27 protein-coding genes are annotated in these 23,846 nt (G+C 34.3%); 8 read left to right on the top strand and 19 right to left on the bottom strand.

The genetic code is table 11. From position 1 onward, the window contains the following. Together aroQ and M0Q24_RS01860 are read right to left on the bottom strand one after the other, a co-directional pair. Positions 1 to 486: a type II 3-dehydroquinate dehydratase gene (gene aroQ / locus M0Q24_RS01865; RefSeq protein WP_295046429.1), complete on the bottom strand. Its 486-nt coding sequence runs from the start codon at positions 484 to 486 to the stop codon at positions 1 to 3. 74 nt (positions 487 to 560) lie between these two features. Next, on the bottom strand, positions 561 to 896 hold the full coding sequence (locus M0Q24_RS01860; protein ID WP_295046426.1) for a hypothetical protein: 336 nt from the start codon (positions 894 to 896) through the stop codon (positions 561 to 563). Between the two features lie 144 nt (positions 897 to 1,040). On the opposite strand from M0Q24_RS01860, the gene M0Q24_RS01855 reads away from it, so the two are divergent. Genes M0Q24_RS01855 through sppA form a run of 4 tightly spaced genes read left to right on the top strand, consistent with a single transcriptional unit; the run spans position 1,041 to position 5,667 of the window. Continuing rightward, positions 1,041 to 2,411 (top strand): FAD-dependent oxidoreductase, encoded by a 1,371-nt coding sequence (locus M0Q24_RS01855; RefSeq protein ID WP_295046423.1) that lies wholly within the window; start codon positions 1,041 to 1,043, stop codon positions 2,409 to 2,411. Then, positions 2,401 to 3,519: a glycosyltransferase gene (locus tag M0Q24_RS01850; protein WP_295046420.1), complete on the top strand. Its 1,119-nt coding sequence runs from the start codon at positions 2,401 to 2,403 to the stop codon at positions 3,517 to 3,519. The genes M0Q24_RS01855 and M0Q24_RS01850 overlap by 11 nt, the downstream gene beginning before the upstream one ends. A gap of 58 nt (positions 3,520 to 3,577) precedes the next feature. Next, positions 3,578 to 4,798: a metal-dependent hydrolase gene (locus M0Q24_RS01845; protein ID WP_295046418.1), complete on the top strand. Its 1,221-nt coding sequence runs from the start codon at positions 3,578 to 3,580 to the stop codon at positions 4,796 to 4,798. Further along, positions 4,798 to 5,667: a signal peptide peptidase SppA gene (gene sppA, locus M0Q24_RS01840; RefSeq protein WP_295046415.1), complete on the top strand. Its 870-nt coding sequence runs from the start codon at positions 4,798 to 4,800 to the stop codon at positions 5,665 to 5,667. The genes M0Q24_RS01845 and sppA overlap by 1 nt, the downstream gene beginning before the upstream one ends. Positions 5,668 to 5,805: 138 nt before the next feature. Here the strand turns inward: sppA and M0Q24_RS01835 are convergent, their stop codons facing one another. The 17 genes from M0Q24_RS01835 to nadA all read right to left on the bottom strand — a co-directional run bounded on the left by M0Q24_RS01835 (position 5,806) and on the right by nadA (position 20,619). After that, positions 5,806 to 6,405, bottom strand: coding sequence for an FmdE family protein (locus M0Q24_RS01835; RefSeq protein ID WP_295046412.1), 600 nt, complete (start codon positions 6,403 to 6,405; stop codon positions 5,806 to 5,808). After that, a complete protein-coding gene (gene xseA, locus M0Q24_RS01830) occupies positions 6,402 to 7,589 on the bottom strand; it encodes an exodeoxyribonuclease VII large subunit (protein ID WP_295046409.1) in 1,188 nt (395 codons plus the stop codon). The genes M0Q24_RS01835 and xseA overlap by 4 nt, the downstream gene beginning before the upstream one ends. 3 nt (positions 7,590 to 7,592) lie before the next feature. Continuing rightward, positions 7,593 to 8,333 (bottom strand): bifunctional demethylmenaquinone methyltransferase/2-methoxy-6-polyprenyl-1,4-benzoquinol methylase UbiE, encoded by a 741-nt coding sequence (ubiE, locus tag M0Q24_RS01825; protein WP_295046406.1) that lies wholly within the window; start codon positions 8,331 to 8,333, stop codon positions 7,593 to 7,595. A 1-nt stretch (position 8,334) separates the two neighbouring features. Continuing rightward, positions 8,335 to 9,345 (bottom strand): bifunctional diaminohydroxyphosphoribosylaminopyrimidine deaminase/5-amino-6-(5-phosphoribosylamino)uracil reductase RibD, encoded by a 1,011-nt coding sequence (ribD, locus tag M0Q24_RS01820; RefSeq protein ID WP_295046403.1) that lies wholly within the window; start codon positions 9,343 to 9,345, stop codon positions 8,335 to 8,337. Positions 9,346 to 9,367: 22 nt separating this feature from the next. After that, complete coding sequence (locus M0Q24_RS01815; protein ID WP_295046401.1) at positions 9,368 to 9,814, bottom strand: ribosome maturation factor; 447 nt, start codon at positions 9,812 to 9,814, stop codon at positions 9,368 to 9,370. After that, a complete protein-coding gene (gene rbfA / locus M0Q24_RS01810) occupies positions 9,811 to 10,167 on the bottom strand; it encodes a 30S ribosome-binding factor RbfA (protein WP_295046400.1) in 357 nt (118 codons plus the stop codon). The genes M0Q24_RS01815 and rbfA overlap by 4 nt, the downstream gene beginning before the upstream one ends. A 31-nt stretch (positions 10,168 to 10,198) precedes the next feature. Next, positions 10,199 to 12,847: a translation initiation factor IF-2 gene (gene infB / locus M0Q24_RS01805; protein WP_295046397.1), complete on the bottom strand. Its 2,649-nt coding sequence runs from the start codon at positions 12,845 to 12,847 to the stop codon at positions 10,199 to 10,201. Then, a complete protein-coding gene (locus tag M0Q24_RS01800) occupies positions 12,831 to 13,094 on the bottom strand; it encodes a hypothetical protein (RefSeq protein ID WP_295046395.1) in 264 nt (87 codons plus the stop codon). Before M0Q24_RS01800 ends, infB begins: the two co-directional genes overlap by 17 nt. Positions 13,095 to 13,125: 31 nt before the next feature. Continuing rightward, positions 13,126 to 14,007, bottom strand: a complete 882-nt coding sequence (gene thrB / locus M0Q24_RS01795; protein ID WP_295046393.1) for a homoserine kinase — start codon at positions 14,005 to 14,007, stop codon at positions 13,126 to 13,128. An 8-nt stretch (positions 14,008 to 14,015) separates the two neighbouring features. Then, positions 14,016 to 14,474, bottom strand: a complete 459-nt coding sequence (locus M0Q24_RS01790) for a hypothetical protein (RefSeq protein WP_295046390.1) — start codon at positions 14,472 to 14,474, stop codon at positions 14,016 to 14,018. Continuing rightward, positions 14,471 to 15,355: a UDP-3-O-acyl-N-acetylglucosamine deacetylase gene (lpxC, locus tag M0Q24_RS01785; RefSeq protein ID WP_295046387.1), complete on the bottom strand. Its 885-nt coding sequence runs from the start codon at positions 15,353 to 15,355 to the stop codon at positions 14,471 to 14,473. Before lpxC ends, M0Q24_RS01790 begins: the two co-directional genes overlap by 4 nt. A 1-nt stretch (position 15,356) precedes the next feature. Further along, complete coding sequence (locus M0Q24_RS01780; RefSeq protein WP_295046384.1) at positions 15,357 to 15,536, bottom strand: hypothetical protein; 180 nt, start codon at positions 15,534 to 15,536, stop codon at positions 15,357 to 15,359. 26 nt (positions 15,537 to 15,562) lie between these two features. Then, entirely contained in the window at positions 15,563 to 16,924 is a 1,362-nt protein-coding gene (locus tag M0Q24_RS01775; RefSeq protein ID WP_295046381.1) for a M23 family metallopeptidase, read from the bottom strand. After that, positions 16,925 to 17,599, bottom strand: coding sequence for a phosphoesterase (locus M0Q24_RS01770; RefSeq protein WP_295046378.1), 675 nt, complete (start codon positions 17,597 to 17,599; stop codon positions 16,925 to 16,927). It lies immediately after the preceding gene. A 13-nt stretch (positions 17,600 to 17,612) separates the two neighbouring features. Next, positions 17,613 to 18,662 (bottom strand): flagellar biosynthesis protein FlhB, encoded by a 1,050-nt coding sequence (gene flhB / locus M0Q24_RS01765; protein ID WP_295046375.1) that lies wholly within the window; start codon positions 18,660 to 18,662, stop codon positions 17,613 to 17,615. 146 nt (positions 18,663 to 18,808) lie between these two features. Next, entirely contained in the window at positions 18,809 to 19,624 is an 816-nt protein-coding gene (gene nadC / locus M0Q24_RS01760; RefSeq protein ID WP_295046489.1) for a carboxylating nicotinate-nucleotide diphosphorylase, read from the bottom strand. Further along, entirely contained in the window at positions 19,621 to 20,619 is a 999-nt protein-coding gene (gene nadA / locus M0Q24_RS01755) for a quinolinate synthase NadA (protein ID WP_295046372.1), read from the bottom strand. The genes nadC and nadA overlap by 4 nt, the downstream gene beginning before the upstream one ends. Before the next feature lie 98 nt (positions 20,620 to 20,717). On the opposite strand from nadA, the gene plsY reads away from it, so the two are divergent. From plsY to M0Q24_RS01735, 4 genes are all read left to right on the top strand, one after another. Further along, positions 20,718 to 21,332, top strand: coding sequence for a glycerol-3-phosphate 1-O-acyltransferase PlsY (gene plsY / locus M0Q24_RS01750; RefSeq protein ID WP_295046369.1), 615 nt, complete (start codon positions 20,718 to 20,720; stop codon positions 21,330 to 21,332). Next, complete coding sequence (locus tag M0Q24_RS01745) at positions 21,333 to 21,662, top strand: dihydroneopterin aldolase (RefSeq protein WP_295046366.1); 330 nt, start codon at positions 21,333 to 21,335, stop codon at positions 21,660 to 21,662. A gap of 99 nt (positions 21,663 to 21,761) precedes the next feature. Beyond that, on the top strand, positions 21,762 to 22,436 hold the full coding sequence (gene hsrA / locus M0Q24_RS01740; RefSeq protein WP_295046363.1) for a homeostatic response regulator transcription factor HsrA: 675 nt from the start codon (positions 21,762 to 21,764) through the stop codon (positions 22,434 to 22,436). A gap of 99 nt (positions 22,437 to 22,535) precedes the next feature. Next, positions 22,536 to 23,834 carry a HAMP domain-containing sensor histidine kinase gene (locus M0Q24_RS01735; RefSeq protein WP_295046360.1) on the top strand — a complete coding sequence of 433 codons (1,299 nt, stop codon included), beginning with the start codon at positions 22,536 to 22,538 and terminating at the stop codon, positions 23,832 to 23,834. Positions 23,835 to 23,846: the final 12 nt, after the last annotated feature.

The following is a 23,846-nucleotide window of genomic DNA, read 5'->3' as shown; positions in this document are numbered from 1 at the left end:
TTACTTAGCTGGTTGTGCGGCTTGTTGCTTTTGCATCTCATGGGCTGCTTTTATCTCGTTCATGATTTGTAACATTCCTACCATCGCTAAGTGATATCCAAAAGGACCAAAACCTACAACAGATGAAGTACAAACTGGAGCTATCATATTGTCTTTTCTAAACTCTTCACGACGATGAATATTGCTGATATGAACTTCAATAGTTGGAAGATTAACAGCGGAAATTGCATCTCTAATAGCTATAGAAGTATGAGTATATGCTGCTGCATTTATGATGATACCATCTGCATCTCCATAACACTCTTGAACTTTATCTACTATTTCGCCTTCTAAATTGCTTTGAAAGAACTCTATCTCCATACTATTTTGGCTAGCAAATTCTTTCATTTGTGCATGAATTTGTTCTAACTTCATTGGACCATAAATCTGTTGTTCTCTAACGCCGAGCATATTTAAATTTGGACCCTGGATAACTACTATTTTCATTTTCTACCTTTTTTGTAAATCTTAAATTTCAAGAGCTTATTTTAACAAAACTATTATTAAAAAGAGTTGCACTACTAATAGCTCTGTTTTTTTAATATTAGATTTTCACAATCTATAATCATTTCATACAAATCCATCTCTCTTCCGGAGATATTACAAATATCTCTACCCTTAGCATCTATAAAAATATATGCTTCAGATTCATGGAACTCTCCTTTCATATGTTCTGAAAAGATAACATACTCGGCATCTTTAAGCTTAGGAAACTCTAAAGATAGTTTTTTAAATTTATCACTACTCTTTAGAAGTTTTTTTACAGATAAGATATCTCTTTGTAAGCTATTTTTCAAAACTTCAGATAAATCACTAAACTCTTCTTCTAAGTTTTCAAACTTTACATATTCCTTCATAATAATCTCCTTTTTTATAATATTCAATAATGATAGATTATATCACACTCTATTCTTTGTATCTTAAACTTTAAGTTTTTTTAAACGATTTTTATCGTAATATCTTATAACAACAAGTAATAAACCACCCTATAAAGAGAGATTATGACACAAAACCATTACAATGTTATAGTAGTAGGAGGCGGAGTGTCTGGATCTGCCCTGTTTTACGAGCTAGGTCGATACACAAATGTACAAAGTATCTGCCTGCTTGAGAAGTATGGTTCACTCTCATCACTAAACTCAAACGGCTCAGCAAACTCACAAACAATTCACTGCGGAGATATAGAGACAAACTATACTTTGGAGAAAGCCACAAAAGTTAAAAGAACTGCCAAAATGGTTGAGAAATACTGTTTAAATCATGGATATCAAGACAAAGTGATATTTTCTCATCAAAAAATGGCACTAGGTGTGGGTTATGAAGAGGTAACTTACATAAAAAACCGCTACAAAGAGTTTAAGTCTTTATACCCCTATTTAGAGCTCTACTCAAAAGAAGATCTAGCCCTCATTGAGCCTGCTGTTATCTTTGATGAAAATCACAATGAGAGACCTGAAGATATAGTAGCAATGGGCGCAAAAGGCGAGTACACAACAGTTGACTTTAAAGCTTTGAGTGATTCATTTATAGACAACACGCTAAAGATAAAGGACAAGGTAACTGATATCTTTTTTAACAACGAAGTAAAAGAGATCCAAAAGATTGGTAGCACTTATCATATACAAACTACCATGAGTCAGTTTACCGCTGATTTTGTAGTGGTTGATGCTGGAGCTCATTCACTTTTTCTTGCGCACCAAATGGGGCATGGACTTGATTTTGGTTGTCTTCCGATGGCTGGTAGTTTTTATATGGCAAACCGTAAGATCCTAAATGGAAAAGTTTATATGGTACAAAACCCAAAACTCCCTTTTGCTGCTTTGCACGGAGATCCTGATATCTTAGTAAATGGCTTTACTCGCTTTGGTCCAACTGCTTTAATGCTACCAAAACTAGAGAGATTTAAACCTGGAACTTATATTGATTTTTTCAAAACTTTAAGGCTTGACACTAATGTTTTAAAGATTTTTTATGATCTACTTAAAGACTCAGATATAAGAAACTATGTGCTTAAAAACTTTATGTTTGAAGTTCCATTTATTAACAAAAAACTCTTTATCCAAGATGCAAAAAAAATAGTTCCATCCCTAAGTGAGGATGACATATCTTATGCTAAAGGTTTTGGTGGAGTTAGACCTCAGATTTTAGATAAAAAAAACCAAAAACTTATGCTTGGAGAGGCCTCTATAAATACAGGCGAAGGAATCATCTTTAACATGACACCATCGCCGGGAGCAACTTCATGTTTAGGAAATGCACTTCGTGATGTAGAAGTTATTTGTGAATATTTGGGTTATGAGTTCAACAAAAAACTCTTCTATGATGAGTTAGTAGAAGATGAAAATATGCAAGGAGATGGTGATGCAAAGTAAAAAGAGGCTTTTATATATTACAGATCAACAAGAGTATTCTGAACACGGCACTGTTGGACCACTTTTTAAAGGTTATTTAAAAGAGTATTTAGATGTAAATATTATATATTTTACAAAGTTTAAAAATAGTTTTCAAGCAAAAGAGAACGACTTTGTAGTTCCCATTCAATACAAAAAAGAGATAAGCTGTTATCTTGATTCCAAAGGAGTTGATCTCTCTTCATATGACTATGTTTTTGTTCGTAATAAGCCAGATATACTAAAAGATGTCTTAGCAAATAGACAAAAGTATGGATATAAAGTTGGGTACAGACTCTCTTTTCCTAAAAAAGAGGAGTATTATGAGGCACAAAAAGCAAAAAATAGTGCCACTTTTATAGACAGCGTAAAAAACTATTTTACAGCTCAAAGTAAGAAAAATCTCTTAGCTCAATGTGATATTTTTATGCCCACTTCTAAAGATATGGAAGATACTTTTTATGCAGATAGTGGTGTTTTAAGCTTTCCGCTTCCTGCAGGACTAGATCCAGCGAAGATTAAACCACACAAAGAATCAGATGGAGAAGAGAGACACTTTATCTATGTTGGAACTCTTGATGCACTAAGAGATTTTGAAAAAGTTTTAGTAGCTTTTTCTAAGCTAAATGGAGCAAAATGGCATCTAAATATTTCTACGCTTGACTCAGAATTTGCAAGAGCTGTAATAGCAAAATATCCTAGTATTAGCGATAAGATAACTATCCTAAAAGCTGATACGCTAGATGAACTCAGAGAGCATATAGATGCTTGTGATGTGGGAATTGCTCTACTACCAAACATCCAAATCTACTCAACTTCCATCCCAGCTAAAACTATGGACTACTACACTTGTGCGATTCCTACACTTCTAACTGACAACCCTAAAAATCGCACTCTCTTTAGTGATGAAGATGCTCTTTTTTGTGAGTTTAAAAGTGATGAAATAGCTAAGAAGTTAAGCTCCATCATAGATATGAGTCAAGAAGATATTGCAAAAATGGGACACGCTGGACAAGAAAAACTGCTTCATCATAAAAGAAACTACAAGATAATGGCAAAAGAACTTTACGAAAAACTAGAGTCACTTTAATAAGCTTTTTAAAGCTTATTAAATATAATCAACCAAACTTTTAAACTAAAGATAAAAAATGCAAATAATCTCCCCAAACTATATATATACCCCAGATCTACTATTAAAAAACCAAGCTATAGCTTACGATAAAACCATAGAAAAAATAGCACCACTTGATGAACTTAAAAAGCTATATCCAGATGCAGAGATAATAGAACTTCAAGAAAACTCACTTATTATGCCAGGACTTATAAACTCTCATGTTCACATAGAGTTTAGTGCAAACAAAACTACTCTAAGCTATGGTGACTTTATGAACTGGCTCTATAGCGTTATAGAAAATCGCCAAGAGCTTATTGGTGGTTGCGATAGTGCTTGTATGAGCAAAGCAATTGAGTCTATGCTTGAGTCTGGAATCACAACATTTGGAGCTATAAGCTCACATGGAATGGATCTAGAAGCTTGTGCATCTTCACCTCAAAATGTTCTGTTTTTCAATGAGCTAATCGGCTCTCAAGCTACAATGGCAGATGCACTCTTTGATGATTTTATCTCAAGGCTTGATGCATCTAAAAGCATAAAAAGAGAGGGATTTTATCCAGCAGTTGCTATTCACTCACCCTACTCTGTTCATCCGATTTTAATAAAAAAAGCTCTTGAAATTGTAAAGGATGAAGACTTAAAGCTCACTGCTCACTTTATGGAGAGCGAGCACGAGAGAGCTTGGCTTGACAATAGTAGTGGAGAGTTTAAAGATTTCTTTGAAAAACTCTTAAAGCAAAAGGCAAATGTAAGTGACTCTAGTGAATTTTTAGCTCATTTCAACACTCATAAAACTCTTCTAACTCACGCTGTTAAAGCAAATGAAGATGAATTAAATAGCATTGCAACTAACGCTCATACTATCATCCACTGTCCAATTTCAAATCGACTCTTAGGAAACGGTGCTCTAGATCTACAAGAATTAGAAGCAAAAAACATAAACTGGGTATGTGCTACTGATGGGCTTAGTTCTAACTACAAACTAGATCTTTTTGAAGAGATGAAAGTAGCTCTTTTTATGCACCACAATATGCCATTACAAGATCTTGCAAAAAAACTTATAATGAGTGTTACAAAAAATGCAGCAAAAGCTTTAGGTCTAAACACAGGCGAGATCAAAGAGGGCAAAGCAGCTGATATGTTAGTGCTAGATTTAGAAAAAGAACCAAATGAAGAATTAGCAATTCATTTAATCTTACATAGATATAATATCTCTAAAATTTACATAAATGGTAAAGTAGTAAAAGGTAAATAATGCAGTTTTTAAAAAAGATATTTTCACCCATAGGTGCCACATTGAAGTTCATTCAAGAACATTTCAAGGCTATGATTTTCGTTCTTATTTTGTTTTTGATTTTTGCTCCATCGAGTGAAGAAAATTTAACTCCAAATAACTTACAGCAAATAAACCTAAGCGGTCCTATTATGGAAGTCTCAGAGGTTTTAGATCAGATTGAAAAAGCAGAGTCAAACAATAACATAAGAGGTGTTTTACTTGTTGTTGACTCCCCAGGTGGAGCCGTCTCTCCTTCTATCGAGATAGCTTATGCTATAAAAAGACTAAAAGAGAAAAAACCTGTAGTTGTTTATGCAAGTGGAACATTAGCAAGTGGAAGTTACTATGCTAGCATCTGGGCAGATGAGATCATTGCAAACCCTGGATCTATGGTTGGTAGCATCGGTGTAATTATGCAAGGAGCAAACTTTGGTGAGCTTATGCAAAAAATCGGGATAAAGACTCAAAGTGTTCAAGCTGGAAAGTATAAGCAAGTTGGTACTCCAAACAGAGAGTGGGAAGCTTACGAGGTAAATGAGCTAAACAAGGTTATTCAAGGTACTTACGATATGTTTACTCTAGATGTAGCAGATGCAAGAGGTTTAGATATCAAAAAAAGAGATTCGTTTGCAAATGCACACATCTTTACAGCATCTCAAGCAAAAGAGGTCGGTTTAATAGACTCTCTTGGAGTTAGTTATGATGCAAAAATGAGACTTGTTGGTCTTAGTGGTGTAGCAAATCCTGTTTGGAACAAAGAGGATAAGTTTGACAAGTTTATGAAAAAGCTAACTGCCTCTACTGCGGTTGTTCTTCATACTTATTTTCCATCTATAGTTTTAAAATAAAAGTGTAGTTTATAAATCATATCTACGAGGTTCATCGTGGATAACGCCATTAGTTAGCATTCCCATCTCGTCACACCTCTGCATCTCGTCACACCTCTACTGAGGTGTGACGCATATATATGGTTGATGCTGTTTATTCTAAACCTCCACAACCCTCACAACACTACTTGTATTTTCAAAAATTCTTTTCACTCTATCTTGCCAAAGTTCGCCAAACTCTTTTATCTCTTGTGGCTCGGCTTGTCCACTCATCATCTTTTGCATAAGTTCTTGCATCTTAGCATCTGGTGCAATGGAAGATGGGTTATAGTAAACATCTACACATTTACCACTATCTACTCTTGTAAAACGAGCTGATGAGTCTATCTTGGAGTTAAAATCCATCAAAGAGTGACGTGCGAACTTTCCTGCTAGACCTTTAAAACCACTCACATCTGTAGCACCTGTGATTTGTGAGATAACATTACTTATAACACCAGCAACGCCATCTTCTAAAGCCTCTTTAAACTCTACTTTTATCTCTCCACGAAGTGCTAATTCATCTTTATATAGAGCTTTTAGTGCCTCTTTTGTTACAAGATATGCACCTGCAACTGTAGGACAGCTGTGTCCTGCTGATTTTACAACATCTAAATAACAAAACTCATACTCACCTTTGTCAAATGCACCTAAAAGCCCTGATAGTGGATCTTTCACTTTTATAGTCTCTATACTATTAAAAAAATCTGGATAACTCATATAATCTTTTCCTTTTTTATAACCTTTGCACAAATACTTATCTCATGAGTTTGTGCTAAAAACTCATCTCCAACTTCTAAACTTATTATATCTATGGGCTTAGATTTGTAAGAGATCTGTGCAAAGCCTTTTTTATTTTTGTATTTTGGATGATTTGATTCTAGCATTTTTTGTAGGTTTTGAACTTGACTTTGAGCAACACTTACTCTATGATTTATCGCACTCGCAAATGACTCTCTTAGAAGTTTTACCTCTTCTATCTTTTGAAATAGTTTTTTATCGACTGAATTAACACTATAAAGTTTGTTAAGATGTAAGAGTTCTTGTTGTAAGTTTTGTATTTTTTGCATTATTAGCTGAGTGTGTTGCAATGATAGTGAATCTAGTGTTTGATAAAGCTCGTTTGAGTCTGGTAGAGTCATCTCCATAGCAGCACTAGGAGTTGGTGCTCTTAGATCACTTACAAAGTCACTTATAACCCAGTCGATCTCATGACCAACTGCTGAGACTATTGGAGTTTTTGCCATAAAAATAGCATCTGCAACTATCTCTTCATTAAAAGCCCACAAATCTTCGATACTTCCACCACCACGACCAACAACTATAAAGTCATATTTTTTAGTATCAGATATAGATATAGCATTTGCAATTGATGAGGCTGCGCTCTCACCTTGAACTAAAACATCGTAAATATCAACTTCTAATGCTCTATATCTAGTTTGTGCCACTCTTAGCATATCTTGTAGGGCCGCACCCGTTGCCGAAGTTATAAAGGCTATTTTTTTAGGAAATTTTGGAAGAGTTTTTTTTATACTTGGCTCAAAATAACCCTTAGATGAGAGCTTTTTCTTTAACTGCTCATAAGCAAGGGCTAACGCTCCTTGCCCTGATGGCTCAATGTTAAAACAGTTTAACTGATAAGCTCCACGAGGTTTGTAAAGAGTCAAAGCTGCATTTATAATAACTTTCATTCCCTCTTCAAGACGGAACTTTAACTTTGTTGCATTTCCTCTAAACATCACAGCACTGATGGTTGAGTCTCTGTCTTTAATGCTAAAATAAACATGACCAGAGTTGTGAAAGGTAATGCGAGAGAGTTCTCCCTCGACTAGAACATGACTAAAACTAGTCTCTAAAAGAGTCTTGATCTGCTCGTTTAAGTTTGAGACTGAGAGTATATTCATACCTTAGACTTTAGTCTTTCTCGCTATGATGAGTGTTGAAATATCCATAGAAAAACTTTTTGTATAAAGAATCTCAAATCCAGCATCTTTTAACTCATTTTGCATATTTTCTACTGTTGAGAAATCTCCAATAGAGTTTGGTAAGTACTCATAAGCCTCTAAATTTTTAGATATAAATCCACCTACTTTTGGCAAGATCTTATTCATATAAAAATCTCTTATGCGACCAAGTATTGATGGGTTTTCATTTTTCATAAACTCTAGAATTATAACAAGACCATTATCTTTTAAAACTCTGTTAAACTCAACTAGAGCCTCTTTTCTCTCTACTACATTTCTAATACCATATGTGATACTTAAAAAGTCAGAACTTGCATCTTGAAGTGGGATCTCTGTAGCTTTTGAAATATGGTAGTTAAATTTAGGAAATTTCTTTCTTGCAACATCAACCATACCAACAGATGGATCTACTCCGACAATCTCACCAACTGCGATACCTGCCACTTCAGATCTACTCTTCCAAAAGTTCATCATATCGCCAGTTCCACAAGCTACATCTACAATTTTATCTATTGAGTCTTGTGCATAAAACTCATAAGCCAAATCACAAGCCTTGCGTCTCCAGCTCTTGTCAACTCCCATACTCATAACACGATTTGCAGTGTCATATGTTGGTGCTATATTGTCAAACATCGAGACTATTTTTTCTTGTTTTTCTTGCTTTTGTACATTTTCTTTTTGCATATTAAATTTCCCTTTTCATCCACAGTATTATATCTTTGTCTTCTTGGTTTGTATATAAAATCTCAAAGCTTGTCTTTGCTTCTTCAAACCCATTTTTTCCACCCATAGTAGGAGCTAAAAAACATAAATGATAATCAACTATATCTTTGGTGAGTTCAAACATAGCAAAACTACCTTCTATCATGATATTTTTATAGTTTTTAATTCTGCTAAGATTATCCTCTACATAAACCTCTCGTGATGGCACACCAAAGAGTGGTATGTTTTTATCAAAATTAGTACTTTTAGAGAGTATCAAAACATCTGGAGCCTTGCCTTGTACTAACCTTGAATCAAGCGTAGGTCTATCTTCTCTTACTGTATTACCGCCAATGATAAGCAAGTCACAAACATCTCTCATAGCATGAACTTTTACTCTTGAGCTTTGTGAGCTAATTGTGCCACAATCTGTAGTAGCGTTAAGTCTTTGAGCCCATTTAAAAAATATAAACTGATCTTTATTAAATCTTTTAAATGGCAAGATAAGGTCTTGTGCTCTTTTTTGCAGGCTTGTGTATTTCACATCAACTCCACTTTTAAGCATTATTGAAGCTCCAGCAGATGCAATTACATTTGCATCAGCTACGCCAATAAAGACTTCTTTGATGCCAAGAGATGAGATAAGTGAGGCACAAGATGGAGTTTTACCTATATGCGAACATGGTTCAAGTGTACTATAAAGTGAGATATTTTTAAAGCAGTTATTGTTATTAAGAAGTAGATAGTTGTGGATCTCGCTTGAATCTACAAGATCTAAGATCTTAGCATCATTTGTGAGTTTAAAGTAAGCACTACGAAGAGCCAAGACCTCTGCGTGAGGCATTCCTGCACATTTGTGAGCTTCTATTGCTAAGATCTCTTTATTTGCCCCAACAGCGACACAACCTACTGCAGGATTTGGATATGTTAAGCCTTGATATTTCCAAGCCTCATCTATTGCAAGAGACATAAAAAAATTATCATCTATTAGCATAGTGTTATCCTAGAGTTTTTCCCTACCACTCAAAGTAGGTTCTAGCTTTTTTTATGTCGTTAAATTCAAATTCTACTAATTCAGCATCAACTACAACAAATAGTTTTGAGCCCTCTACTTTTTGTAAAAGCCCCCTGATTTTGTCTTTTTCTTTGCCAAAAGATATATTTTCACCAACAGACATTTTAAAATGATCTAGAGTTGTGAGTTTTCTCTCAATACCAGGGCTTCCAACTTCTAATCTATACTCACCTGAGACAGGAGGAGTAACATCAAGAAGTGGAGATATAAGATGAGTAAGCTCTACACAATTTTCAAGACTAACACCAGCTCTTTTACCATCTACAATCTCTTTAGATATTACACTAACGCGGTATATTGTCTCATCACCCTCACTTACGACTGCAGCATCATATAGCTCAAGATCAAGTGAAGAGACTAAAGACACTATATCACTATGTAAACTCACTGTTCTTCCTTTGCTATTTTTTTAAACAACTCTTCTAAATTTTGGAATTTTTCAAATTGTGTATCAAACTCAAATGTGAGCTTAGGACATCTATACCAACCTTGATCTTTTAGGCAAAAGTCTTCTACTATAGGTCTAGCTTTGTTTAGTTGATTTAAGTATGTTGTTTTTTGGCTCTCTGAATACTCATTTGGGTTTATATAGACCTTAGCATCACTTCTTCCACGAGAGCATTTTACTTCTAAGACTTCTAAATCATGAAGCCTTTTATCATTCAATTGTCCCAAAGCTTCAGGAATCAACTCTAATAATATTGACTCCATTCTTTTGAGTTTTATTTGGGCTTCATTCATAAACTAAACTTATCCTTTTTTCTTAAAAATTCTATAGTGAAACTTTTTGTTCTATCTTTTTAAATGTTTCTATAGTATCGCCTACGATTACATCATCATAACCGCTAATAACTACACCACACTCATAACCATTACCAATCTCTTCAACATCATCTTTAAAACGTTTTAATGAAGTTAACTCGCCTTCATAAATAACCACGCCATCACGGATGACACGAACCATTCCACCACGAACAAGCTTACCATCTACAACAACACATCCAGCAACCATTCCTTTAGGTATCTTAAATGTATCTCTAACTTCTGCTTGACCTGTGTTTTCTTCTGTAAACTTCGGAGCCATCATACCAGTTAACATAAGAGTAATATCATCTAAAAGTTTATAGATAATAGAGTAAGTTCTAATATCTACATTTTTCTGTTTTGCAAGTGCTTTTACACTTCCTGTAGGACGAACATTAAAGCCTAAAAGCACACAATTTTCAGAGTTTGAAACTAGTTCAACATCATTTTCAGTAATCCCACCAACACCACTTGAGATGATATTGATTTTTACTTCATCGTTTCTAAGTTCACTTAGTGAAGCTTTAAGTGCTTCAAGAGTTCCGTGAACATCTGTCTTTAAAACAACTTTGAGCGATTTTAATTTGCCCTCAGCAATCATAGAAGTCATATCTTCAAGAGTTGATTTTGTAGAGTGAGATAGTTCTTTGTGTCTGTCATATTCATGACGTTTTTGAGCGTACTCTTTAGCCTCTTTTTCATTCTCCATTGCCATCATAACCTCACCTGATGCAGGAACTTCATTGAGTCCTACAACAACTGCTGTATAGCTTGGTAAAATTGTTTTTATTTGTTTATTGTTTTCATCGATTAGAGCTTTAATGCGACCATAAGAACTTCCACAAACAACATAATCTCCAACTTTTAGAGTACCATTTTGAACAATTACAGTAGCAACTGGCCCACGACCTTTTTCTAGTGAAGACTCAACAACTGTAGCCTTAGCCATAGCATTTTCGTTTGCACGAAGTTCTAGTACTTCAGCAGTTATAAGGATGTTTTCAAGTAGATCATCTATTCCCATTCCACTTTTTGCAGATACTGGGATAAACTCTACATCTCCACCCCAATCAACTGGACTTATGCCGTGTTCTGCCATTTGACCCTTAACCATATCTGGTTGAGCTGTCTCTTTATCCATCTTGTTTAGTGCTACTATAACTGGTGCACCTGATTCTTTTGCTATTTTTATAACTTCAAGAGTTTGAGGTTTAACACCATCATCAGCAGCAACCACAATAACTATAATATCTGTTACATCTGTACCACGTTGACGCATATGTGAAAATGCAGCGTGACCCGGAGTATCTAAAAATGTAATAGCTTCACCATTTTGTTGTACTGTATAAGCTCCAATATGTTGTGTGATTCCACCAGCTTCACCCTCAGATACTTTTGCTTTACGAATAGCATCAAGAAGTGAAGTTTTACCATGGTCAACGTGACCCATAATAGTAATAACAGGAGGTCTTTTTGTAGCATTTGAATCTTTTTCTATATCCTCTGCTAAATCTTCTTCATAGTTAAATGCATCTTTTGGATCTACAATTGTGACTTCAACATCAAACTCTTCACTTAAAATCTCAATCTCATCATTTCCTAAAAAGTCATTTTTAGTCATCATAAGCCCTAGATCAAAAAGAACTTTTATAACCTCTGACATTGGACGCTTTAGAGCTTCTGCAAACTCATAAACACGAATGTCTTCAGGAATTTCTACATGAGTTACTATCTCTTCTTCTTGATTTGGTTTTATGTATTTTTTTCTTTTATCACGAGAAACTCTTCTACCACGAGGTGCTTGTCTTTTGTTTGCATTTCTTCCAGCTGGTTTTGGAGCGCGAGGCTTTCTAGGCTCTTCTGCAGGAAGAGGTGCTCTCTCTGTTGAGTTTAAGTCTAATAAAGTAACTTGATCATCCATATCCATAGATACTTCACTCATAGATCCACCAAAAATATCTATTCTAGTTCCACTATCTTTTTTTCTAGTAGGTGCGCCACTACTTTGTCTTGATTTTTTCTTCTGAGCTAACTCTTCTAAAACTTCAGCACTAACCTTGCCATACGATGATACTGATGTTACAGATGCTTGTTTTTTAGGAGCTTCATAAACTTCTTCTTGTTTAGGCTTTCTCTTCTTAACAATCTTTAACCCAGTTTTTTTAATCTGGCGAACTGCTACTGGCTCAACTACTTTAATAGAGCTAGTATTTTTATCTGTCTTGATTTGAGCTTTATCTTTTGCACTCTCTTCTTTATCAGTATCAACTTTTTGTGTATCTACTTCAGAAACCTCACCCTTTGGAGCTTCTTTTTTGATTGTTTCTTTAGTCTCTTTTACTGAACTCTCAGTTTTTTGTGATTTTTCTTCTACAACTGGAGCATCTTTTTGCTTTGGAGTATCACTTTTTGCTTTTGGAGATTCTTTTTCTTTTGAAGTTTCTTGAGTTGGTTCGCCATTCATAATAAAATTAGCCAATCCCTCAGCTTGTTCCATAGTAACAACGCTTTGTGCTGATTTTACTTCAAGACCCATTTTTTTCGCTTTTTCTAAAACATCTTTCGAAGCAATACCAAGCTCTTTGGCAATTTCGTGTACTCTAACTTTTTCTATCATCAGTGATGATCTCCTTTAGTTTGTTTATCAATCTATCTCTATCCGGACTTTTGCATTGACGCATAAGCGCTTTAGTCACTTGTTTCTCAGATAAGATACATTCATGGCATAAATAAAAACTTCTTCCATAACCTTCAAATCTTTCTAATGAACCATCAGTACATTGAAGTCTCAGCATCTTACTTTGTGAATCTCTGGCTCTACAAGAGACACACATTCGAAGAGGTTGATGAAATTTTTTCGCCATTATATCTAAATCTTACTTGAATTAACAGAGATTATCTCTCTATTATCAATCCATCGTTATCAAAATCCAAAATTTTCACATTAAAATCTAAAAATTTTTGACTTAGCTTGTTTGCAATCATTGCAGCATCATCATCATATGCCATAGAGAAAAATGTCGAGCCACTCCCTGAGAGTGTACTCATCAAGGCCCCACTCTCATAAGCTGTTTTTTGAACAGAAAAAAGTTCTGGCAAAATTTTCATTCTAGCTTTTTGATGAAATCTATCTTGAGTGGCGAGTTTTAACATCTCCCAATCTTCATTGAAAAAAGCTCCAACAGTTAGTGCCGTATGAGATAGATTGAAAATTGCATTCTCTTTTGAGTAAGATTTTGGCAAAAGTGTTCTAGCTTTTGCTGTATTTATAGGCTTGTTTGGAATAGTTACTATTGCCTTTATATATGATGGAAGATGTTTTTTTTGTGAAAAAACTTTATTTTTCTCCACCGCTGCAACATTAAATCCACCCATAACAGCAGGAGTAATATTATCAGGATGTGATTCATAAAAAAGCGCATGATTTAAAATTCTTCTTTTAGAGACTCTAATTCCAGCTGCTTCATGTGCACTTGCAATTGCACTAACAATAACAGCAGATGAGCTCCCGAGTCCTCTAGACATTGGGATCTGGTTATAAAAAGTAAACTTAAAATTTTGTTTTTTTTGAGTTAGTCTGTTGTAGTGATCGTTAAAGATACTCACAAAAAGGTTATTACCTTTTAGTCTTGGGTTATTTTCTCCCTCGCCTTTTATGCTAACACTAAAAAACTTTGATGGATGAAACTCCACTTTGTTTCTTAGATCAACGGCTAAACCTAAAGAGTCAAATCCTGGTCCTAAGTTAGCACTTGTTCCTGGTACGCTTATTATCAATTATTTTCCTATCCAACAGCACCGATGCCATAAATCGGGGTAACTGTTGTGCTAAACTCTTTATACTCAAGCAGATCTGGGAGCTTAAACTCCATTATTGGTGCTATTTCTAACTTACGAGTCGTAATTTGTGATGAAATTTTAACGAAACATAGCTTTCCAATCGCTTTTATAGGTTCATTTTTATTAAAATAAAAAGCATCTGTAGCAAAAAGTGGGATATTTTTTAAAATACTAAGTGATTTTAAAAATATATACGCTACTTTTATAGCCATAAAACTTCCAGGTCCATTTGCATAGAAGAGCTTTTTTACATGAAATCTTTTAAAAATATCTTGATATATCTTTGGTAAAACTTCCGAACTTTTCTCATGACTCTCTATAGTCTCTATAAGCTTTGTATCTTCATAGATCCCAACTTGTATTGGCGAAGAGAGAGCTATTAAAACAACATCTACATCTCTCAAGCATATGCCTTCTCAAGCTCAGCTGTTTTCTCTCCAACTAGCTCTATAACTTCATAATTCTCAGCAGAGCTAAGTAGTTCTAATGTTAGCTTATGATTTAAGTCATGACTTCCAGCCATTGCCTCATAGTTGCCTACAAAGTTCATCCCTATCAAAGACATATCACCTATAGCATCAAGAATTTTATGTCTTACAAATTCATCAGGAAATCTCAAACCCTCAGGATTTAAAATCTTTTTATCGTCTAATACTACTGCATTTTCAAGAGTTCCGCCAAGAGCTAAACCTTTTGAACGAAGATACTGGACTTCATGCAAAAATCCAAAAGTTCTAGCTCTTGCTATCTCTTTTTTATAACTCTCTTTTGTAAATTCTAAGACATACTCTTGTTTTTTGATGACAGGATGTGCAAACTTAATAGTAAAGTCATATTTGAGATCAGGTGAAGGAGATAGTTTTACATACTTTTCACCCTCTTGAACAATCACTTCTTTTTTAATCCGCATAACTTTTTTTGGTTTGTCTAACTCTTGTATGCCAGCTTCATCTAAAAGCATACAAAAACTGGCACTACTTCCATCCATAACTGGAACTTCATCTGCATCTACAATAACTTTTAAATTATCAATTCCATAAGCATAAACAGCTGAGAGCATATGTTCTATTGTAGAGATTACAACTCCATCTTTACCAATAACTGTAGCCATTTTAGTATCTACAACATTTTCTGGAATAAGTGCAATAGCTACATCAACATCGCTTCTATAAAAAATAATCCCGCTATTTGATTCTAATGGTTCTAACCTCAGACGAACAGGTGTTCCTTTATGCAATCCAATTCCAACTAATTCTACGGGTTTTTTTATAGTAGTTTGATACATATTATCTGTCTCCTTGAAGAGGAACAAGTCCCTCTTCAATTCCTCTCACTGAAGCTACGCCTACCGGCGAGATGTTACTATCTCTGTCTCCTTGAAGAGGAACAAGTCCCTCTTCAATTCCTCTCACTGAAGCTACGCCTATCGGCGAGATATTATTTTGTAAAATGAGTGAGTTTGTCATTTTTATCCTTTGAGTAAAAAGCTACTTTAGCTTCTATCTATAACACTTTTTGCTGTATCTATTATATCTTGTATATTTAATTTCATCCACTCTTTATCCATCCACTCAGCAGGACGAACCTCTATACCTTGAACTAAAACACCAAAATGAAGATGATCTCCCATAGCGTAACCACTTTTACCTGTATTTGCTATATTTTGTTTCACTTTAGTTTTTTCACCAACACTTACTTTTACACTAGAACAATGTCCATAAAGTGTATAAAGTCCTAAACCATGAGAAATTATTGGCATATGACCATAGATCCCATTATAATCAGCGAAGACTACATCTCCACCATTTTGTGGTTTTATTTCTGCATGAGCATTACTTGCCATATCTAAACCTAAATGATACGATTCGCTTATATATTCATTTTGATAAGAGTATTTTCTATGATCTCCAAACGAAGCAACTACCTGTGCATTTTTCAAGGGATACATCTCATTTATTTTGAAGTCACTTATCATCTCAGTTGAGACTTTTGAAGTTATTTCATGTATCAACTTCTCATTTTTAAATCTTACATCTTCATTTATAAGCTTAAACTGAGCTATAGAATCACTAACTCCCCTAGTCTCAACAAACTCCTCTGCTAGTTCTGCTATCTTTCCTTTTAAAAAGTTGTCACTTAGTTTTATATTTGAGACTCTGTATTTTTTTTCTTTTATATATAGTGGTACGTATGATTTACTTTCATTAGAAGCATAATCATCTGCAACTATCGTTGCTTTAAAATTTTGTTCTGTTACAGGCCATGCAAGCAACGAAACATAGTAACCTTCTTTATAAAAGGGTTGTGGTATAAACTTTTTACCAAAGCTTGTTTCTATATATATATCTTTTAAGTTATCATCATTTACTTTAAATATAACAAGAGCAGAACCACCTTTTGTTATCTTATAAGAGTGGCTAATTATTGAGAGTTCTGGTCTTTTTTTATCAACTTTTAATTCAAATTCTTTTACAACTTTGTTGCCTTTTAAAAAATTCCACTTACTAGAATCTGTCGCTTCAACTATTACTTTAATGCTCTTATCTTTCATACCATAAGCACTTCTAGGAGGCTCAACTTCGAGTTGAATCTGTTTTTTTGGAACTATTAGTTTTTCATGATGAAGAGTGTTTTGCTCATCTTTTGTTTTTAAAACTACACTATACGATCTGATGCCACTTGCATCATCTATTTCAATCATTAGTGGTTTTTTCAAGTTCCAGTAATTATTTGTTTTCATTGTTATAGTTGGGGTTTCTCTCTCAAACATTGAAGACGAATAGACATAAATGCCCGCTACTACTATCAAAGCCAATATCAGCTTAACACCCAGTGAAGAATTTCTTTTTGACAACTATCTTTCCTTAATTTTTATAATTTCATTTTTACTATCTAAAAGAACTGCAAGCTCTACCAAAGGAAGATGTAGTGCTTCTTTTAAAACCTCATCGCAATCTTTTATACTAGCTCCGCTTGATTTCAAATCATCATCGCGTATTGTAAAGATTGCTGCTTTTGCGTTGTTTTGTAATATCATAGACTTAAACATTAAAGACTTTAGTCTAAGGAGTGCAAGAGACTTTGTTTGAAGTAAGCCTTTTGTGCAAAGTTTATACTCAGCGCCGATATCTATTAGCTCCTTAGCCATAGCAAAAACCATGCCATTGGCATCAGGAATTAAAAAGCCTTCACTCTCTTGAAGTAAGCTAGCATAGAGTGCTGTAGCCATTTTTTTGTTGATTTTCTCTGATTTACCTTTTAAATATGTAAAAAACTCTAAAGAAGTAAAATCCATCTCTATAGTAAGATCTGCACTTAAGATTTTTTTTGATTTAATCATTTCAAACCACGGTAAAAAAGAGAGGCTTGCATCTAAGTTCTCATCTTCACAAATAAGACTAACACTCTTGTGTTGCATCAATACATAAGTGTATAAAGCACAAGAAAGAGCTAGATTTTTTGCATCTGTAACTATCATTACTTTTTTTGCTTTTGCTATTTTGTTTAAAATATTTATCTTATTGCACATTTGGGATTGTACACTATTTTTTATTCATCTTATAAACATACGCTAAAACTTCAGCTACTGCTGCAAAAAGTTCTTCTGGTATCTGTTTATCTATCTCAACATCCTTATACAGAGCTCTTGCTAATGGAGGGTTTTGATAGACATGGACACCATTTTCTCTTCCTATCTTTTTAATTTGTTGAGCGATATTATCCATACCTTTAGCCACCACAAATGGTGCTCTTTTTGACTCTTCATACTTTAATGCTACAGCGTAGTGAGTCGGATTTGTAATGATTACATCAGCATTTGGAACTTCTGACATCATTCTCTTTCTTGCTGCTTGCATCTGAATTTGGCGAATTTTTCCTTTTACCAATGGATCTCCATCCATATTTTTCATCTCATCTTTGATCTCTTGTTTGCTCATCTTCAGTCCATCAAAATATTGTTTTCTAACAATAATAATATCTATAATTGCAAAAACAAAAATAATAAAAAGCATAACAAAAGCAAGAATAATTGCTTTATCTCTAAGCCATAAGAGTTGATCACCTAGACCAAAAAGTGCAACTGTTGGGAGTTCAAGTATAAAGTAAAAGAAAAATACAAAACCAATACCTAAAGTTGTAAAAGACTTAAAAGTAATTTTAATACCTTCTATTAGTTTTTTAAGTGAAAAGAGATTTTTCATCCCCTTGATTGGATTTAACTTACTAAACTTTGGCTCAATAGCTTTGATAGTAAACAAAAAACCAAACTGCGACAGAGCTGCTACAACACCAGCCACAGCAACTGAAATTGCTACTGGCATAATGATTAAGAGAAACTCTTTTATAGTTACAATGGCAATATCTAGCATAAAAAGTTTATCTAATGGAGTTCCTACAAGTGAGAAGTAGTACTTAAAGAGACTTAAAACATGTGCAGCCATATAAGGAAAAAGCATCAAAAAGGCTAATATAGCCACAAAAAGAGTTACAACTCCAGAAGCATCCTGAGATTTTGGAACATTCCCCTCTTTCCTGGCATCTTCTATCTTTTTGGAGGTGGGTTCTTCTGTTTTTTCAGCATCATCAGCCATTTAAGTCTCCTAGAAGAACACACAAAAAACCTAAGATAGGTTTTACTTTAGTATCATAGCGATTAACGTAAAAAAAGGGACTTGTTCCTTTTTTGTTCAAATGGTAACACTCTTCTGTTATTTGTGCATCATCTGCCATTTAAATCTCAATCAATCTTCATTGACAAGTCTATCCAATTAGCTTGATGGATTAGCGCTCCACTGCTTATGGCGTCTACTCCAGTTTTAGCATAAGCCTCTATTGTCTCAAGTGAGATATTTCCACTAGCTTCTAGTAAAATATGAGAAAAATTCTCATCTCTAAAAGCTACTACTCTAGCTACCTTCTCAGGTAACATATTGTCGCACATTACAATGTCAGCACCGCTCTCCATTGCTTCTTTTGCCATTTCATAAGTCTCAGCTTCAACTTCTATGTTTGCAGTAAAGGGGATTTTTTTTCTTGCTTTTGCGATGTAGTCTTTTAAGTTTTTGATAGTCTTTAAGTGAGTGTCTTTTATCATAAGTGAGTCATCTAAACCCATACGATGATTTACCGCTCCGCCGATTCTTGTGGCGTACTTCTCAAAGACTCTTAGATGCGGTCTAGTCTTTCTAGTATCAAGCAGTTTGACACCGTAAGGTTTTACTATATCTGCATATTTTTTCGTAAGTGTGGCTATTGAACTTGCGTGTAAGAGCATATTGAGAAATGTTCTCTCTATGCTTAAAATTGTGTGTGAGTCTCCACTTAGTGTGGCTATAACATCTCCACAAACAAAACTTTGCGAATCGCCTTTATGCCAGATAATCTCAAAATTTTTGACCTCACTAAGCGCATTTAAGTAAAGCTCTCCAGCTACAACCCCATCACTCTTGGCTATAATCTTAGCCTTTGCATCTACACTTGCCTCTACCATTGCATATAAATCTCCACGACCTATATCTTCTTTTAGCGTGGCTAATACAAACTCTTTTATCATAGTGCTAACATTCTCTCTAGTGCAATTTTTGCCCATTTTTGGGTCTTCTCATCGATCAAAATCTCATTTAGAGGCTCACCATCATCTATTGATTTTAACGTTAGATACAAATCTTCTAAAGTTGTCTCATTCATAGTTGGACACTCTGGTTTTGTAGATGAGAGAACATATGTGTTTTTAGATCTTAGACGATTAACAAGGTTAAATTCTGTTCCAACTGCCACCTTCTGATCTAGTGGTAACTCTTTTATATACTTTATAAGTTGAGAAGTAGATCCCACAAAGTCCGCTGCATTACAAATTGCTGGATCACACTCAGGATGAACCGCTATTAAGATACCTGGATATTTTTTACGGTAAAAATTTACATCTTCTACAGTAAATAGTTGGTGGACTGAGCAAAAGCCGTTATAACAGATAATATCTGCATCGCTTGGATCTTTACCATCTCCTATTACACAAGATCTTAAGCCCATTTGATTTGCTATGTTTTGACCTAAACATCTATCTGGAACAAAGAGGATTTTTTTACCCTCTCCCATCGCAGTTGTAATAATAGTCTTAGCATTTGAACTTGTACAGACCATACCACCCATCTCGCCCACTTTTGCTTTTACATCAGCGTTTGAGTTTATATAGGTAATGGGCATAATATCTTCTTTTTTAATCCCGTGGTCTTCTAGAAACTTAACTGAATCATCATAGTACATGGAGTCAATCATTCTAGCCATAGCACAGCAAGCTGCTTTTGGCATCACAACTCTTTTATGAGGAGATAGTATTTTTACACTTTGTCCCATAAAACCAACACCACTAAAGACAACAAACGCAGCATTATCATCTCTTGTCTTTATAGCAAGTTCTAGCGAATCCCCTGTGATATCCGCCATCTCAAAGACTTCATCTCTTTGGTAAAAATGTGCAACAACAGTCACATCTAATTTCTTTTTTAACTCAATAATTTTTTGTTTTAATTCTTCATTAGTAAACTTCAACCAACTTCCCTTAGTTTTTAATTTCAAGATTATATCGAATTTTATAAACTTATAACTATATTTAAAGTAAAATACCACAACTAATATTTGAGGTTTTTATGGAATTTTTGCTAAATACAAATGTACAGTTTTTTATAGTTGCTTATCTAGTTGGAGGCATACCTTTTGGCTTGCTTTTAGCTAAAAAGTTTGCTGGAGTTGATGTTAAGAGTAGTGGTAGTAAAAGCATAGGTGCTACAAATGTTTTAAGAGTTGTAAAAGAAAAAGATCCACTCCTTGCAAAAAAGTTAGGCGCTGCTACTTTGGCACTAGATGCTCTAAAAGGTATCGTGGTTTTAGCTATTGCTTACTTTGTAGGATTGAGTGAAGCTACACTTTGGGCTATTGCAGTTTTGGCTGTTATTGGGCATTGTTTTAGTCCCTATCTCGGGCTTGAGGGTGGAAAAGGAATCGCGACTGGTTTGGGTGTAATGGCATTTATGCTTCCACTTGAGACCATCATCGCTCTTGTAGTTTGGGCTATTGGGGCTAAAACTATCCGCATCTCTTCTATATCTTCACTTACTGCGGTGGCTTCGCTTCTTGTTGCTAGTTTTATCATTCATCCAGAGATGGCTCATGCTCCTGTTGTTTTTATAGTGTTTATTCTTTTTTATAAACATATTCCAAATATCATTCGCCTCTTTCAAGGACAAGAAACAAGAGTAGTTTAAATGACTATACATATAGAAGATCTTAAATTTGAGTGCATTATTGGAATCTTGGATTTTGAAAGAATTAAACCACAGGATGTCATAGTAAATATTTTGTTAGAGTATAACTATAAAAATGGCTTTATTAATTATGCTCAAATAGTCCAAAAAGTAAAAGATCTTATGATAAAAAGTGAATTTTTACTCATAGAAGATGCTCTTGAGGCTATAAATTTAAACTTAACTAAAGAATTCGCTGCCATAAATAGTATCAACATCAAAATCACGAAACCCTCGATTTTAAGGGATGTAAAGGTCAGTGTTAGTAAACATTACAATCCCCAATCTTAATTATAAGTTAAAGAATTATTAAAAATAATTGAAAAATACTTTAAACTTAGCTAAAAATATGATATCATTTCGCAAATATTCACTTATAGGAAAAAATTGATGCGAATTCTTATTATAGAAGACGAAGTTACACTAAACAAGATGCTAGCTGAGGGATTAAAAGAGTTTGGTTACCAAAGCGATGTAGTAGAGACTCTTAAAGATGGAGAGTACTATCTTGATATTCGTAATTATGATTTAGTTTTAATGGATTGGATGCTACCAGATGGTAACTCTGTTGATATTATCGGCGATATAAAAACAAACACTCCAAAAACAGTAGTAGTAGTTTTATCTGCAAGAGATGACAACGAGAGCGAGATAGAAGCTCTAAGAAGTGGTGCTGATGACTACATCAGAAAGCCTTTTGATTTTGATGTTTTGATAGCTCGTATTGAGGCTCGCCTTCGTTTTGGTGGAAGCAATATCATAGAGATTGAAGACTTAATTATAAACCCTGAAGAGGAAAAAATCACTTATAAAGAGATAGATATAGAACTAAAAGGTAAACCTTTTGAAGTTTTAACTCACCTTGCTCGCCATCGTGACCAAATAGTCTCAAAAGAGCAACTACTTGACGCAATCTGGGAAGAGCCAGAACTTGTTACTCCAAATGTTATTGAAGTTGCAATCAACCAAATTAGACAAAAGATGGATAAACCTCTAGGAATAACAACTATAGAGACTGTTCGTCGTCGTGGTTATCGTTTTTGTTTTCCAAAAGAGATTCACTAACTACTATACTAAATGAGCTTCTGCTCATTTAGATAAATCATTTAACTCCCAAAACTTCATTTTAGATATAATTTCACACATTTAACACTAGGCTTATTTATGTTTTTAAAAAGAAGTATCCGTATAAACTTTCTCATTCAACTCATCTTTGCATCTATGTCATTAATATTTATCTTTTCATCATTTTTATATCTTTATATTGAGAACTCTATATATGATGAAAAACGCGAAGAATTACAACAATACGCAAAAAACATAGCAAATAACCAATCTCTTTTTCATGTAGATTCTGATACTCCAGATGCACTACTTGGCATAGAAGTAGAAGTCATCCAAATTAAAAGATTAAATCAAGATATAGATCTTTATGAAAGTACAAAAAACAAACAAACGTACTTGACTCTTATCTATCCTTTTAATTTTGATGAACTTAGCTACCTAAAAATCACTAAAAAGATAACTTCTACGAAACTTCTTCTTAGTAAGATTTTACGTTATATTTTTATAATAAATATAGTAGGTTTTATTCTTGTAATCATCTATGCTATAACCCTTTCAAAGATGCTTATCTCACCTATTCAAACCATTAGTTTAAGGCTCTCAAACATGAACGAGCATCTTATGCGTCCTATAAAAGTAGAAGAGTTACCTCAAGAGTTTGAGCAATTAGGAAGCACTATAAACCATCTTATCTCTAGGATACAAAACTTTGTTAAGTATCAGAAGGAACTCTTCATCGGAACTGCTCATGAGTTAAAGACTCCCTTAGCAGTTATAAAGCTTAAAAACCAAGTTACACTCATAAAAAAAAGAACTCCAGAGGAGTATATAGAGGCTCTAAATGTCACAAATAAAACTATAGATGAGATGAATATTATAGTCTCAAATATTTTAAATATTGGTCGTCAAGAGGGTGCTCAGCTTGAGAAACCTATAGAAGTTGATGTGATAGCACTTTTGCGTGAAAAAGCAAATGATTTTGTTTTACTCGCTAAAAATGAGGGAAAAAATCTTCATATACACTTTGAACCAGATGGATTTATGGCAACAATACAGGTATCTCTTTTAAATCAAATAGTTCAAAATTTTCTACAAAATGCACTAAAATTTACACTAAAAGATAGAGCTGTGACTCTAAAAAGTTCTCAAAATGAATTTGGATTACTTATAGAAGTTATAGATGAAGGCTGTGGGATAGATGAAAGTGTTGATCTTTTTGCTCCATTTAAGCGACAGGGAAATAAATCTGGTGTAGGACTTGGTCTATTCTTGGCAAAAAGTGCAGCTGATGCACTAGGTGCAAAAATAAGTGTTAAAAACAGAACAGATGGAGTAGATGGAACAGTCTCATCATTAGAGTTAAACTCAAAATTGTCATGTATACTTCCTAAAAGCTAGTTAGTTTAAAAG

The organism is Sulfurimonas sp., assembly GCF_023228785.1.
Classification (GTDB): Bacteria; Campylobacterota; Campylobacteria; order Campylobacterales; family Sulfurimonadaceae; genus Sulfurimonas.
This window is presented reverse-complemented; position numbering and strand designations above follow the sequence as displayed.

Bases quoted from the DNA above. Each gene is read 5' to 3' on its own strand.
- aroQ (WP_295046429.1), bottom strand. From the start codon at position 486: ATGAAAATAGTAGTTATCCAGGGTCCAAATTTAAATATGCTCGGCGTT.
- M0Q24_RS01860 (WP_295046426.1), bottom strand. From the start codon at position 896: ATGAAGGAATATGTAAAGTTTGAAAACTTAGAAGAAGAGTTTAGTGAT.
- M0Q24_RS01855 (WP_295046423.1), top strand. From the start codon at position 1,041: ATGACACAAAACCATTACAATGTTATAGTAGTAGGAGGCGGAGTGTCT.
- M0Q24_RS01850 (WP_295046420.1), top strand. From the start codon at position 2,401: ATGCAAAGTAAAAAGAGGCTTTTATATATTACAGATCAACAAGAGTAT.
- M0Q24_RS01845 (WP_295046418.1), top strand. From the start codon at position 3,578: ATGCAAATAATCTCCCCAAACTATATATATACCCCAGATCTACTATTA.
- sppA (WP_295046415.1), top strand. From the start codon at position 4,798: ATGCAGTTTTTAAAAAAGATATTTTCACCCATAGGTGCCACATTGAAG.
- M0Q24_RS01835 (WP_295046412.1), bottom strand. From the start codon at position 6,405: ATGAGTTATCCAGATTTTTTTAATAGTATAGAGACTATAAAAGTGAAA.
- xseA (WP_295046409.1), bottom strand. From the start codon at position 7,589: ATGAATATACTCTCAGTCTCAAACTTAAACGAGCAGATCAAGACTCTT.
- ubiE (WP_295046406.1), bottom strand. From the start codon at position 8,333: ATGCAAAAAGAAAATGTACAAAAGCAAGAAAAACAAGAAAAAATAGTC.
- ribD (WP_295046403.1), bottom strand. From the start codon at position 9,345: ATGCTAATAGATGATAATTTTTTTATGTCTCTTGCAATAGATGAGGCT.
- rbfA (WP_295046400.1), bottom strand. From the start codon at position 10,167: ATGAATGAAGCCCAAATAAAACTCAAAAGAATGGAGTCAATATTATTA.
- infB (WP_295046397.1), bottom strand. From the start codon at position 12,847: ATGATAGAAAAAGTTAGAGTACACGAAATTGCCAAAGAGCTTGGTATT.
- M0Q24_RS01800 (WP_295046395.1), bottom strand. From the start codon at position 13,094: ATGGCGAAAAAATTTCATCAACCTCTTCGAATGTGTGTCTCTTGTAGA.
- lpxC (WP_295046387.1), bottom strand. From the start codon at position 15,355: ATGTATCAAACTACTATAAAAAAACCCGTAGAATTAGTTGGAATTGGA.
- M0Q24_RS01780 (WP_295046384.1), bottom strand. From the start codon at position 15,536: ATGACAAACTCACTCATTTTACAAAATAATATCTCGCCGATAGGCGTA.
- M0Q24_RS01770 (WP_295046378.1), bottom strand. From the start codon at position 17,599: ATGTGCAATAAGATAAATATTTTAAACAAAATAGCAAAAGCAAAAAAA.
- flhB (WP_295046375.1), bottom strand. From the start codon at position 18,662: ATGGCTGATGATGCTGAAAAAACAGAAGAACCCACCTCCAAAAAGATA.
- nadC (WP_295046489.1), bottom strand. From the start codon at position 19,624: ATGATAAAAGAGTTTGTATTAGCCACGCTAAAAGAAGATATAGGTCGT.
- plsY (WP_295046369.1), top strand. From the start codon at position 20,718: ATGGAATTTTTGCTAAATACAAATGTACAGTTTTTTATAGTTGCTTAT.
- M0Q24_RS01745 (WP_295046366.1), top strand. From the start codon at position 21,333: ATGACTATACATATAGAAGATCTTAAATTTGAGTGCATTATTGGAATC.
- hsrA (WP_295046363.1), top strand. From the start codon at position 21,762: ATGCGAATTCTTATTATAGAAGACGAAGTTACACTAAACAAGATGCTA.
- M0Q24_RS01735 (WP_295046360.1), top strand. From the start codon at position 22,536: ATGTTTTTAAAAAGAAGTATCCGTATAAACTTTCTCATTCAACTCATC.